This window comes from Psychromonas antarctica, assembly GCF_022267535.1.
GTDB lineage: Bacteria > Pseudomonadota > Gammaproteobacteria > Enterobacterales > Psychromonadaceae > Psychromonas > Psychromonas antarctica.
Window position 1 is genome coordinate 1 of record NZ_JAHNZV010000018.1, and the last position, 13,392, is coordinate 13,392.

General features: G+C 38.8%; 10 protein-coding genes. 4 read left to right on the plus strand and 6 right to left on the minus strand.

The features are described 5' to 3' along the window. Positions 1–269 precede the first annotated feature (269 nt). The gene (locus KSO91_RS06705) at positions 270–2,036 is read left to right on the plus strand and encodes a hypothetical protein (protein ID WP_238742192.1); all 1,767 of its coding nucleotides are present in this window, start codon (positions 270–272) and stop codon (positions 2,034–2,036) included. A 64-nt stretch (positions 2,037–2,100) separates the two neighbouring features. On the opposite strand, the gene KSO91_RS06710 is transcribed toward KSO91_RS06705, so the two are convergent. The 4 genes from KSO91_RS06710 to KSO91_RS06725 form a co-directional block, all read right to left on the minus strand. Then, on the minus strand, positions 2,101–2,808 hold the full coding sequence (locus KSO91_RS06710) for a retron Ec48 family effector membrane protein (protein WP_238742193.1): 708 nt from the start codon (positions 2,806–2,808) through the stop codon (positions 2,101–2,103). Next, on the minus strand, positions 2,805–4,031 hold the full coding sequence (locus KSO91_RS06715; RefSeq protein WP_238742194.1) for a reverse transcriptase family protein: 1,227 nt from the start codon (positions 4,029–4,031) through the stop codon (positions 2,805–2,807). Before KSO91_RS06715 ends, KSO91_RS06710 begins: the two co-directional genes overlap by 4 nt. 731 nt (positions 4,032–4,762) lie before the next feature. Further along, positions 4,763–6,289: an alanine/glycine:cation symporter family protein gene (locus KSO91_RS06720; RefSeq protein WP_238742195.1), complete on the minus strand. Its 1,527-nt coding sequence runs from the start codon at positions 6,287–6,289 to the stop codon at positions 4,763–4,765. 364 nt (positions 6,290–6,653) lie between these two features. Next, a complete protein-coding gene (locus KSO91_RS06725; protein ID WP_238742196.1) occupies positions 6,654–7,763 on the minus strand; it encodes a GGDEF domain-containing protein in 1,110 nt (369 codons plus the stop codon). A gap of 133 nt (positions 7,764–7,896) precedes the next feature. Between KSO91_RS06725 and KSO91_RS06730 the strand changes: the two genes are divergently transcribed. The 3 genes from KSO91_RS06730 to KSO91_RS06740 all read left to right on the plus strand — a co-directional run bounded on the left by KSO91_RS06730 (position 7,897) and on the right by KSO91_RS06740 (position 9,826). After that, positions 7,897–8,538, plus strand: coding sequence for a glutathione S-transferase (locus KSO91_RS06730; RefSeq protein ID WP_238742197.1), 642 nt, complete (start codon positions 7,897–7,899; stop codon positions 8,536–8,538). Positions 8,539–8,703: 165 nt separating this feature from the next. Beyond that, positions 8,704–9,240 (plus strand): cytochrome b, encoded by a 537-nt coding sequence (locus KSO91_RS06735; protein WP_238742198.1) that lies wholly within the window; start codon positions 8,704–8,706, stop codon positions 9,238–9,240. Between the two features lie 16 nt (positions 9,241–9,256). After that, positions 9,257–9,826 carry a YceI family protein gene (locus KSO91_RS06740; protein WP_238742199.1) on the plus strand — a complete coding sequence of 190 codons (570 nt, stop codon included), beginning with the start codon at positions 9,257–9,259 and terminating at the stop codon, positions 9,824–9,826. Positions 9,827–9,903: 77 nt separating this feature from the next. Here KSO91_RS06740 and KSO91_RS06745 read toward each other — a convergent pair whose 3' ends face one another. Next, positions 9,904–10,980: an endonuclease/exonuclease/phosphatase family protein gene (locus tag KSO91_RS06745; protein WP_238742200.1), complete on the minus strand. Its 1,077-nt coding sequence runs from the start codon at positions 10,978–10,980 to the stop codon at positions 9,904–9,906. A 158-nt stretch (positions 10,981–11,138) separates the two neighbouring features. Then, the gene (locus tag KSO91_RS06750) at positions 11,139–13,214 is read right to left on the minus strand and encodes an alpha-amylase family glycosyl hydrolase (RefSeq protein WP_275113929.1); all 2,076 of its coding nucleotides are present in this window, start codon (positions 13,212–13,214) and stop codon (positions 11,139–11,141) included. Between the last annotated feature and the right edge of the window lie 178 nt (positions 13,215–13,392).

The following is a 13,392-nucleotide window of genomic DNA, read 5'->3' on the forward strand; positions in this document are numbered from 1 at the left end:
TATCATACTGCTAAAGGGGCTTCTAGTCTGTTATGTCATTTGATTCTTACTTACATATGCGGTAACAAATCTTTAAATGTAGTATGTTTTTTTAATGAGGCAATACGACCGGTCAAGTTAATTGTCGTCTAATAGCCTTAACTGCTTCTTTGTATTTCAAGTTAATAGATAGCTCAAGTGAACCACTTAAACATACTCCTCAACAAGTAAAACATAGAGAACCTAAAGCTAACACCATACCTCGTGCCTACAAACATCCAGTAACAGGTATGATGGTGCAACTTAACTTTTGTAAAAATGCAGATTGCTGCAATTTTGGTGTGGCCGCGAAAAATCCACGTTTAAAACCAGATAGAACACCTAATAGAGGGTTAGGGAATAAATATAAACTTACTTATAGCAAACGTGTTTCATCATATTTATTGACATGTCAGCTATGCAATGAAAGCTTCACGATGATTAACAATAGAGCTCATGTCCAAGAGTCCATTCGTATTGATTCTATTGGCGTACCCAACGAACCTTCATGTACTAATCGCTCAAAAGATTGCTGCAATGTGGGTAAGGGTATTTATAGCTACCCTAGCATCTATAAAAAAAATGGCTTTACTAGAAAAACAAGAAGTTGGGCTATTCCTATAGTTGAGAAAGGGAGAAATAATAGTAAGCCAAAAACTAAGGTTGAGATGCAATTAATGCATGGCTCACAGCGCTTTCAGTGTAAATCATGCGGTAAGAATTTTTCAGTAGTGCTCGATCCTCAACAAAAACATTATCGTAGAGATATAAATGAGCAACTGTATTTAGCATTCGTAAATAAAGGCATCGTCAACAGGCAGACTGACTTACTTGGTCTGAATCCGCAAACGGTATACGACAAGATAGATTTCTTTTATCAACAGTCTTTATTGTTTAGCCGGTTTCACGAAGTTACTTTAAAGAGTCGTTTCGCTGAAGTTTCTCCTGTATTGAGCTGTGATCGCCAATACTATTTGTCTAATTGGAATGATACGCATACACCTATGCCATCTAGAATTGTTAATACATCAACTGTAGATAACTTGTCTGGTTATGTACTGGCATCGACTGTGAATTTCGACTCTACATCCGATTCAAACTATATCAAGAGTGAATACAAGCGAAAAAAAGAAGGTGATAAACCTCGTTACTACAGGCGATTTGCTCAATACATTTTATCGGATGATGAAGTTGAATCACCAACAGACAACAACTTTATTAATGTACCATTGCAAATCCCACGTAAAGGACTTTTAGTTCATCAAACGTATAGCACGTTAGCTCACTTTGAAAAGGTTAAAGGCTTGCTTATTGATTGTCCTCGTTTTATCTATTTTCTGGATAACGACAGTGGTTTTAAGCTTGGTTTTCCATCTGTATTTCAAGATTTGATCACTCAAGATAAGCTCTATGCTTACATTTTAACAACAGATAAAAGTGGTGGGGCAAATTTATTAGATGCAGGGATGACTGAAGAGTTAAAAACAAGAGCATTAGCTCTACAAGCTGAATATCCTGATGAATCAGAAAAGCAACTGTGGCAACGTATGTGGAAAACACAGTTTGATAGGCCTGTAACACAACCAGGTAAACGTTCAGAATGGCTAATTAACCCCAATCCAAATTCTCGTTATGTGGCCGTACAGCCGTTGACTGGCATTAATGAGGATTCAATAGAGCAAGCATCAATGATATTACAGTCTACATCGCTGAATGGCGTAGATAACTGGTTTCAAGTATTACGTAGACTAGTAAACATGCTTGAAAGGCCGGTTACTAGTGCAACAAACTCAAAACGCTGGAATGCATACGCAGGCTATAACCCTACGTGGATGTGTAAACTAATCGAAATAATGCGTGTTTATAATAATTTTTGTCGCACTAATGAAAAGTCTCTAAAACAGAAGAGAAGTAAAGATGAGCCTACGACACCGGCACAGCGCGTAGGTATAGTAGATAAAGTTTGTAGCGCCCAAGATATTTTAAATTTTAGCTTCAATCGTGAATTCATTCTTTAATACCAATATTGAAACTAGTAACTAATTAATCATACCGTCCGTTCAAAGCTTAATAAAAATATTTTTAAATATAGTCACGCTTAAAAATATTTTTATTAAGAAAACAGTACTCTTGATTAATTTTATTTATCAAATGAAATATCTCGCCTTCAAGTTCGTAAAAGTCATTTCTCGGTAATCGTGGTAATTTGATACCAACTTTAGTTAATACTAAAATTATTCTAGTTTGGTGTTCTTTATAATCAAAGCCTTTGGGAGTAGTTCCATTAATCATATTATTGGAATTTTCAACTTGAGAATTAAGATCATCAATCCAATTTTTATAATCATCACCTATATCTAGTTTACCTTTACTGGATAAAGGGAACGCTATGTTATACCACTTAAAAGTATTAAAGCTTTTAATTTTCAATCGGTCATGAGCTTCTACTTCAGATATTAGATAATGCTTGAATGTATTCAAGTGTGTTAAATGTATATTAGATCTAGATGCATCAATGCTACTGAGATAATTATTTAAGGCATGATAAACACCAAAAATTGTAACAGAGGCGACTAAAATTTTTATTAATAGTTCAATTAATGAAATAACGCTAACTATGGCGACAAAAACAGTGTCAATACATTGAAAACTAATACAAAATGACAGACTGTAGAGACCTTCTTTTCCAAGTAAGAATATTACAAATAATATAACTAATACCAAGGATGCCCATAAATAAATCTTTATGTATTTTAAAAGAATGTGAACTTCTTCATATCCAGTATTCATAGGTAATCTTCTCGATTAGGAGTGATATTTTTTAATCTTTTTCTTAAAGATAAAGCTGTTTTACTATAGCTTCTTTGAAGTATGTTAAGTTCTGAATGCGCTTTGTTACATAATCGATAATACCAATATTCATCTGCCTTTGTTGTTAGGTGCCAACCCTCAAGTTTCTTAATTAAATTACTTGCAAGATTTATGTCTTTTTTATTAGGCAAAGGCCAAATTCTTAATACCCGAGTCAGGAGAGTTGCATGTTGTTTATGCCCTAACCTGCCTAGTTTATTAACTCTACCTAGACATCTGTCATAACTTTTCCGGTAATCACGACTAACACGATATATTGAGTCTTGTGACAATAACTCTAAATGCTTAACTGAAGCTCTAATTCTAGAAACCTCACTTGATGGTAGTCTTGGTTCTTTAAAGTTAACTCGAAGTCCATGTACGATTAATTCTTCTGTAGAGCAGTTGGAAATTATTGTTTTATTTAAGTTTATCGGTAAATCTTTTTTTGACAGCATATCTGCTATGAGATTCTGGGCAAATGTAAATTCATAATTCAATTTTTGACTAGAAACAGTAATATCATCTACTAAGCGAGTATACGTGAGGCCTTTAAAATGCAACCGCCTGACAACATCACCTTCAACGTCAAATAATACAGCGCTTGCGATGTAACTTGATGTTAAGGCTCCTTGTACAACATTTCCTTTCAAACAACACAACGCAGTAAGTAAATCTGAAACATCATCGGGTATTTTTAACAGATCAGTAAAAACACTTTTAACATGAACCGAATGAATGTTATCAAAAAAGTCACTTATATCCATTTTTAATAAACTTTTAGAGCCACAGTGGTTAGCTGCACATGCAACATAGTCTTTTGAAAAATCTAAGTTTTTTTGATTTGAATTATATTGGGGGGTATTCGGAATTGAACCATATATGTAATTAGGCCAAGATATCAATCCCCCCTTATTACCACGTTGGTTAAAAATTCTTTTATTTATTCTTCTTTGAATTTTTCGTAAAGTTTTATCTGGATTGTAAACAACACGAACAGTTCCGTCAGATTTAACGGTTTCCTTTTTTTTGTATTTTTGTGTTTCAGTTAGTAAATTAACAATGTCTAACTCTTTTTGTGTAATATCTAATACCGCTATCAATTTAGCAATACTACCTATAGAGCGTTTCGACCGTTTACCAAAGTCGTATTTATATGACATCCGAGATCATTCCAAAATAATATATACCTAGCCTACCCATACAATAGGTTACAACCAAATCCAGCTACTTAACAAATCTATTCATTCACATTTACCTGATCTTGATTGCGGCTAGGCATATCATGGCGCTTTAGCGCTACTTTCGCTACGGTCGCTCGCGGGCGGAGCGAAGCCAGAGGCCTTGGTGTTGTCTTAATGCAAAAGCTTAAGACGCTAGTCAAAACTGAACTAGCTAAAGTGAAAAATATTTTGTTGATTTACTAAAGTAGAGCAGCGATACGCCACCGTTGATTAAAATTAGCACGATAATTCATTATAATCAAGATATTACAATTACTAAGCTCCATTAATAGGAAGTCTTAACATATAATAAAATCAGTCGTGATCATTAAAAAATAATGCCAGTAAAACTATTGAATAGTGCATAGCAATCATTGGTATCTTTATCACCCTATGAGTAATACAAGCATTCTATTTTCTAATAACCTATACCTTTAGAAAAAATGTTTCATATTCTGTGGATATGATTAATAAAAATTCAAAAAAATGACAGTAAGTAATTGAATAAAAATGGTTCCTCGTGTGATTTTCACCTAAAAAACACTGACTTTATATCGTTTTTATTGGGCTACAGGAACAAAAAAGGCTATTCACCTTAGTGAGTAGCCACAGTTTGACTTAATAGCCCACGTTTAGCGTGGCGTTTGTCTATCCACGACGACCAATTAATTTTATCTCTTTATCAAATCTTGCTCATCATCTTCAACATCAATGTTATTAACTTTATGCTTATGTTCCCAAAAATCAGCATTCTTAATACCTAATTTGAGTGGATCAAATGTATATACCTCTTTACGCGCTTTGCGCTGCAGTTCGTAATCTTTTAAGGCTTTAATAGCAGGTCGCCCCATAAAGAAGATGATTAATAGACCAACAATATTTAACCAAGCCATCAAGCCAACACCTATATCTCCCAGCCCCCATGCGAGATTAGCTGCCTTAATCGTGCCATAAAAGGTTGCCAGCATCAGCGCAACCTTAAGAATGAACGTAAAGTTCGGTAATTTTAGGGTACGGCGAATATAAGCCACATTAGTTTCAGCTATGTAGTAATAAGCCAAAATTGTCGTAAACGAGAAAAAGAATAACGCCAAAGCGATGAATGGTTTGCCGACCCCAGGAAGCACACCTTCAACGGCTATTTGCGTGTAAGCGGGGCTATTAGCTGCAATATCAGCAGAAACATTCTGTATTAAAAATGTTTCACCGAGACCATGCACGTTATAAGCGCCGGTGATTAAGATCACAAATGCAGTTGCACTACACACAAACAACGTATCAATATACACAGAGAATGCCTGTACCAAGCCTTGTTGTGCAGGATGTTCAACTTCTGCAGCGGCGGCGGCATGTGGCCCAGTACCTTGGCCTGCCTCATTAGAGTAAATACCTCGCTTAACTCCCCATCCAATCGCTGCCCCCATTCCCGCAATCGGTGTAAATGCATCACTCAAGATCATCATAAACACATTTGGCAACTCAGTAATATTGAGCGCTATAATTATGCAGGCGACAATCATATAGGCCAAGGCCATAAATGGCACAACAAATTGAGCAAAAATTGCAATACGCTTTACACCACCAAAAATAATAAAGCCTAAGATTAAAACAATCACAGATGCGGTGGCTATTTTAGTTGAGCTGATCATGCCAATACCGGTATTGATCATATCACCCGTGCCAAAAGTCAACTCAACGGCATTACCAATGCTGTTTGACTGAACCCCCGGCATGAGCAGACCACAGGCTAAAATAGTCGCCAGTGCAAATAAAATGGCATACCATTTTTGTCCGGTTATTTTTTCAATATAATATGCAGGTCCACCGCGGTATTGCCCCTGATCTACCTCTTTGTAAATTTGTGCCAATGTAGATTCTATATAGGCTGTGGCGGCGCCAAGAAATGCCACCATCCACATCCAAAATACAGCACCAGGTCCGCCGAACCCGATCGCAGCAGCTACACCCGCAATATTTCCCGTACCCACGCGCCCCGATAATGACACCGCTAATGCCTGAAAAGAGGAGATACCATGTTCTGATTTTTTACCCGAAAGTAATAACTGATACATCTCACGAAATAATCGAACTTGTACAAAGCGTGTTTGCATCGAGTAAAAAAGACCCGCGGCTAAACATAAATAAATTAGCGCGGGACTCCAAATAATTCCATTTAAAAAATCCACTATTCCTTGCAAAATGTTATTCCTTAATTTGTTATGCTGCCATTTATATAGCCATGCCACCCCAAGATGCTTTATCAGTCATCTTGCTGAAAGTGACTATCCTCAAGTGACTTGAGTTAATGGCGAAAAAAATAAAAATAACATCGAATAGTAGTCAAAGCAAAGAGAGACAAGAAAACTATGCGCCTACGCACCGTTTGCTGTAAAAATGGCTAAACAATAGACAAACAAAATAGCTTAGCGAACAATGCCTGTCATAATCGCGGCTATTTATGAATAATCTTTTGTTCCTAAGAAATTGCAAGCGTAACTAAATTTAACCTGTGCATCCATATTAGAGCAGGCCTATTGAGAATTAAAAGAGCTCTGAAACTGCTTAAGTAATACTTTTAGCGCAATTTTTTCCGGCTTTTTTTGCTAAATAAACACCTTGATCTGCCATTTTAATTAACGCTTCCATTTGCTGCATATTATCTTGTTTACTTGCCACACCAATGCTGACGCTTCCTGCCCAATGACCTTCCCCAACGCGTACGTTAAGCTCGCCCATAGCATCAAGCAGTAGCTGGGCAATATGCTTAGCGCCAACAATGTCGGTATTTTCACAAATAACCAGAAATTCATCCCCGCCTAAACGGCAGACAATATCGTCATTACGTAATGTTTGTTGCAGTTGCTGGCTCAGTGCGATTAATACATCATCACCCGCATCATGCCCGTAAGTATCATTAACCACTTTAAAATGGTCTGCATCAATCATCAAGCAGGAGAGTGGTCTATTATTCTGCAGTGCTTTCTCCCATAAGAGCGTTAGATGAGTGATAGCATAACGACGATTAGGCAGGTTAGTTAACATATCAGTTATCGCAAGTTGCTCAAGATGTTGATTGGCCTCCTCCAGTGCTTGTGTTCGCTGTGCTACTTTTATTTCCAACGTTTGATTTAATAGGTGCAACTCTTTATTACCCTCAGAGACCTGCTGAAACAAACTACTTAAAGAGCTTAATAACGCTTCGGTCGCACTATCAACTTCTGTACTCTCTGCCTCAAATGCTTGCGCTGCACTGCTGCCATTTTGAATGGCAGTAAGTTGCCTAGCCATATTTTGGTCCATACCTAAAATATGGTACACCAGCCAATGGGTCAAAAACTCTAAAAGATGAATTGATCCTGCTGGATTTTCAACTGATATCTCACTATGCATCTCGGTTATTTTTAATAAAAAATCTGCATGTACTTTAATATGCTGCCCGTAAAAACGTGGGTCTATACCCGCGGTTTCCATTATCTTTTCCTCTTCCTGAAAATGATAAACCGTATAATCTTGCAGTTCTTGATAAACGCTTTCAATATCTTCCAAAGATAATTTGTTTTTAGCCAATAAGTGACCAAATTGATTGATTAAGCCGACCAAATAAAGATGCTGCTCGTCAACCTCTTTAACTCCGGTAACAAAATACGTGTCCCATCGAAATGATTCATTCATTCATTTGTCTACCTATTAATGGTAAAAAAGTAAGAATTTGATTATAGCGACACACAATACAAAAAAAAGCGCAACACTTGCGAACACAGACAGTAAGCGTTACTTTATATAAAATATTTGCTTAGGATCACTCATGAATCACCTCTTTTATTCATTTCGTCGCTGCCCTTATGCGATGCGAGCACGTTTAGCGATCGCCTATAGCCAACAATTGGTTGAACTGCGAGAAATTTCTTTAAAAGCAAAACCACAAACAATGCTGGCAGTCTCTGCTAAAGGCACGGTTCCCGTTTTACAGTTAGCTGACGGCACTGTGCTTGATGAAAGTTTAGATATTATGGCATGGGCACTGGAAGGCTCCGATCCGGACGGGTGGCTACAGGGCAACTTATCTGAGATGTTAAGCTTGATTGATGAAAATGATTTTGAATTTAAAGGCTGGCTCGATAAATATAAATATGCGGACCGTTACCCAGAGCACTCCCCTCTTTATTACCGGGATAATGCAGAAGAGTTTTTAACCCAACTTGAGCACCAACTTAGGAATAACGCTTATCTATTTGGTGACAGAATCAGCCTTGCTGATATGGCTATATTGCCCTTTATACGTCAGTTTTCCGCCGTCGATAAAGCGTGGTTTTCACAAGCGCCCTACCCAAGGATAAAAATCTGGTTGGCCAATTTTATCGACTCCACGCTGTTTCAGTCCATAATGAAAGAATATCCCACTTGGCTTGAATCCAAACAGCAAATCACTTTCCCTGAAGCACAGTAAAAAACCACAATTTCATCGCCTATCCTCCAAGGTAGGCCAACAATGCATTTAAATCATCAAAATATTTGAACAAACCATTCTGTTTCTGTCTATTGGCTTCTCAAAAATATCACCTACAATTAACTCGCAAAAATGTTTTTTTTGTCAAATCAAAAAGGTGATCAAATGTCAAAAGTGGTAAAACAATATAATAGCAGCGCCAAATTCCTGCATTGGACTTCAGCCCTATTGATTGTTGCTCTATTCCTATTAGGCTTATGGATGGTTGATCTCACCTATTATAACCAATGGTATAAAATTGCTCCTTACTGGCATAAATCGATTGGTTTGTGTTTACTGGCGCTGACTCTGTTCAGGCTTATTTGGAAAATAATCACAACAGCACCGCCCATTGAGGGGAAAAAATGGGAAATCCAAAGCGCAAAATTAGCACATGCAGCGATCTACCTTATCCTGTTCTGCATTTTCATTTCCGGCTATATGATTTCGACTGCAGATGGACGCCCTATCGAGTTGTTCAATTGGTTTTTAGTGCCTGGTTTCGGCTCTTTTTTTGACAATCAAGAAGATATTGCCGGCGTTATCCATTTCTACCTTGCGGTAACCCTAATAACATTATCGACCGTTCATGCGCTTGCCGCATTAAAGCACCACTTTATTAACAAAGACAATACGCTCAACAAGATGCTCCGCTTTAAATAACCATAAGGATTTATTAATGAAAAAATTACTTTTACCAGCAACCTTAGTCGCGGCGATGTTGATACCCACATTTGCCAATGCAGCCGATTACATTATAGATACTAAAGGCGCACACGCTTCAATCAATTTCAAAGTGAGCCACTTAGGCTACAGCTTTATCCAAGGTCGTTTTAATACCTTTGACGGAAAATTTAGCTTTGATCCGAAAAATATTAGCGCTTCTAAAGTAACCGTCAACGTGGATACAAGCAGCTTAGATTCAAATCATGCAGAGCGAGATAAACATATAAAAAGCGGCGATTTTATTAACGCGAGTAAATTTTCAACAGCAAAATTTGTGAGTACGACAGCAAGCCCCAAAGCCGATGGCGGCTTAACAATTAGCGGTGACTTAACGCTACATGGTGTCACTAAAGCAATCACTATTGACGCACACTTTATTGGCGAAGGTAAGGATCCGTGGGGAGGATACCGGGCCGGTTTTCAAGGTACAACACGTTTACAGCTAGCAGATTTTGCAATTCCTGTTATGGGCAGTTCAAGTTATGTCGATATGGAATTACATGTTGAAGGTGTGCGTTTATAAGCCAGTCAAGGCATTCTTTTTTAGCCTGCTTAAACTATCAAATATCTTATTATTGGTAGTTTTTGCTTTTCTTAACGCTAGCTGCGTAATTCCAGTGTCACAGATACAATTGCATGATCTGTGCTTTCCCCATCACGATCAAAGATCGGGTTGATAAGATGCCTATCGTAAGTGTGGTAGGCCGCTAATTCAAAAACACTCGATTGGTGACAGGCATCAAACTCACAGGAGAATAAAATATAATCGAGCACAGAACTGCTTTCACCAAAGTAATGGGTCGCTTTACGGGTGATGTGCTGTGTGTCGTTATCAGTTGCCAGATAGAGATCCCATGCGTCTTTTAAACAATATTTAGCAACAAAAGCTTCGCTATCGTATTTCGAAACAAAACGCAGAGAGTCGGTGATTAAATGCGTTAATACCCCATCCGCTAAGGTATTATTAAAATCCCCCATCAATATCATCGGCAGGCCGCTCTTCTCTCGTCGGCTTATCATATTCACTAATAACAGAGCCGCTTCTGATCCGCGTTGTATGGTCGATCCCCAGCCCCCCACCACCTGACATTTTAAAGATTCAATAATGTTTTTTTCCGATGAAAACTGGTCATTTTTGACATGTTCAAGCATTGGTCGCTTAGATTTAAAATGCACTACGTAACAATCACAATCGCCAATATGCGGAAGTTCAACCGTTGCCCGAATCACTTTACGGCTAAAGGAGAAATCTCCCTTCAATCCCATAGCAATAGCCAAATCAGCATCGGCAGTCACAGCTTGCACCTCTTTAATCGGATAGCGCGAAGCGAGCGCCACCACCGGACTCCTGCAGATAAAATCATCAGTAACTTCGGCCTGATCCACTACAGCAAAATAGCGATATCCATGCTTCAAAAGCAAAGTGGATAATGACTCGGGGCTAAATACCTCCTGAAAACCGATCACGTCCGGTTGAAATTCATCCAAATAATCACCAATCCAGCGCTGCTTTTTAGTCCACTGCAACGCACTGTAAATACGCTCAAAATCATAATAGGCGAAAGGCGGCTCGAGATAATTAAAGAGGTTAAACGTCGCTATTTTAATCTGAGAATGAGGGATAGATTCATTTAAGGAGTAAGTGCAGACAGGATCAAATTTTTTTTTTGCTGGCAAAGTGCTTTTCCCGTAAGAGAGTTAAGCCGTGATTATAACTGAATCTACGAGGAGGTTGTTATTTCTATACTTTTAAATCGCAGAGGGAATAAAAAATGGACTGGTCATTTAACTGAGCAGCCCATTTTTTGTCATACTGTTAGCGTTTATATTTAACGCTAATCAGCACATTTACTGACCATCATTTTGTTTGCTGAACCGTCGTCATTAACACTAAAGCTAAACACATAATCCCCTACTTCTGGAATCGCGATAGAAGACTCAGTACCGGGGCCTACCGCTGGAGCTAAGCCCTGCTCTGTAGCCAGAATAACTGGCGCACTGCCAGCAACCGCAAATTCAACAGACCAATCACTCGCGGCAAACTTAAAACCATAAGAGGTGGTGCTTGCTTCATTAACCACAACCTGATAAGTATTCTGGCCTTTGTAGCTAAACTGGCGTGACGTTGGTGTTGCATCAAAACCAGCGCCACCGTCATAAGTACCACGAATAAACATATCACTAGTAAGCGGAGCACTTTCTGAAGAGTTTGGATTAGTGCAAGATGCCATAAAACCGTTTCCGACAATCGCATCGCCTGTTGGTGATTGTGGTCCATCAGCTAAAGGTGACTCTATATTCAAAAATTGAGCCTCAAATGGCGCTAATGTTAATGTATAAATACCACCCGCTATTTTGTGTACGTCACCCGTTAACAGATCCGTTAGATCGCCATCGCTACCGATACTTAGACCCGTTAACTCATGAGTTACATTGCTATCACTAATATTAATCAGATAAAGCACATTATTATCTTTAGCACTTTTATGATCAATATAAATATCATTGTCTGAGTAGATATGAGTACGTTCACCATTAAATAATGCTGGGTTAGCAGTCCTCATCGCCATTAAATCGGCAACATAAGCTTTTAGCTCGGTTTGCTTACTGCTTAATGTAATGCCTGTTACACCTTCAACTTTCGCACTAGTGCGTGCAACATGATCGTCACAACGTCCTAAAGTCGCATCACATGGACTTTCATTATCCGCAAAGCCCGGTAATTCATCACCGATCTCTTCACCATAATAAAGCGTGATAGGACCAGAATAAGCGGCCATAAAACTAAATGCCCCTTTATGCCTTTCCCAGTATTCTGCATCGACAGGATTAGCAATATCACCACGTTGTAGCAGATCACCAAAACGCACTAAATCGTGATTGCCTAGCATTAGATTTGGCATCGCGTGAGCGGGATAAGAAAGATGGCTCATATAACCGCTGTTCAATGTTGTTGCAGGGCGTCCACCAGCACCGCTTTCTTCCACAGCAAAAGTTTGCACCACGCTATAGCGCATAGGGAAGTCAAAGTTAGAATGCAGGGCAGGAGACTCATCAGAACAATATCCTTGCGTAGCGATATCATTCTGACCTTTCCAAATTTCTCCGACCATATAACCTAACGGATTGACTGTTTTACCCTGTGCGTCGGTGTAAGTCACACTCGCCGAAGCGGCTTCAACAGCTTCGCGCAGTTCAGTCCACTGTGCAGCCGGAACTTGGTATGCTTGGTCTAAACGCCATCCGTCAATTTTAAGCTCATTGATCCAGTACGTTGCCACTTCTTTATAAAACGCCAAACTGCCCGGATAATCGACTGGATTATCACCTCCTTGCGGTGTTAATCCATTAGGAGAAGCGGCTACATTACTCTTGTGATGACCAAAAACGCCATCAAAAAACACATATAACCCTTTAGCATGAGCTGCATCAACGAGTTCTTTTGCTTTCGCCATATCGCCAAAATTAGTATCAATTTTAAAATAATCACTAGCAAAATAACCCGTTGCATCTAAACGATCAGTCCAATCGTCCTGCCCCGAAATAGCAGTAGATTGGAAGATCGGCGTTAACCAAATAGCGTTAACACCTAAACCTTTAATATAATCAAGAGAGTCTATCACGCCTTGCAGATCGCCTTCATGGTGGCTATCACCATAACCGGTTCCGTAGCCGATATTCGTGTCGCCATCGACAAAAGATTCCACCATCACTTGATAAGTGATCAAGCCACAATCAGCAGCAACAGCTTCATTGCCTTGGTAACAAGCCAATGTTGAATGCTCAATTTGACAGTCTACAATTGGTACCACACCGCCACCGCCGTCACCGCTGTCACCACCACCGCCACAAGCTGCTAAATTTAGTGCCAGCGCCATTGCCAGCGTCATTTTTGAAATTGTATAATTCATATAGCTTCCTTGCAAAAATAGATTAAGTATTCTATGACAACAGAACTGGATTCATCACCTATAAACTTAAAAAAAGGCGGTTATTATGATGAATATTTGAAGTGGTAGGCAAAATAGAGAAAAATACTGACAAACGAGATGGAATATTTTCAATGCCCAGCCTAACGAATAAGTTAAT

Bases quoted from the DNA above. Each gene is read 5' to 3' on its own strand.
- KSO91_RS06730 (WP_238742197.1), top strand. From the start codon at position 7,897: ATGAATCACCTCTTTTATTCATTTCGTCGCTGCCCTTATGCGATGCGA.
- KSO91_RS06750 (WP_275113929.1), bottom strand. From the start codon at position 13,214: ATGAATTATACAATTTCAAAAATGACGCTGGCAATGGCGCTGGCACTA.
- KSO91_RS06705 (WP_238742192.1), top strand. From the start codon at position 270: ATGATGGTGCAACTTAACTTTTGTAAAAATGCAGATTGCTGCAATTTT.
- KSO91_RS06725 (WP_238742196.1), bottom strand. From the start codon at position 7,763: ATGAATGAATCATTTCGATGGGACACGTATTTTGTTACCGGAGTTAAA.
- KSO91_RS06735 (WP_238742198.1), top strand. From the start codon at position 8,704: ATGTCAAAAGTGGTAAAACAATATAATAGCAGCGCCAAATTCCTGCAT.
- KSO91_RS06740 (WP_238742199.1), top strand. From the start codon at position 9,257: ATGAAAAAATTACTTTTACCAGCAACCTTAGTCGCGGCGATGTTGATA.
- KSO91_RS06715 (WP_238742194.1), bottom strand. From the start codon at position 4,031: ATGTCATATAAATACGACTTTGGTAAACGGTCGAAACGCTCTATAGGT.
- KSO91_RS06710 (WP_238742193.1), bottom strand. From the start codon at position 2,808: ATGAATACTGGATATGAAGAAGTTCACATTCTTTTAAAATACATAAAG.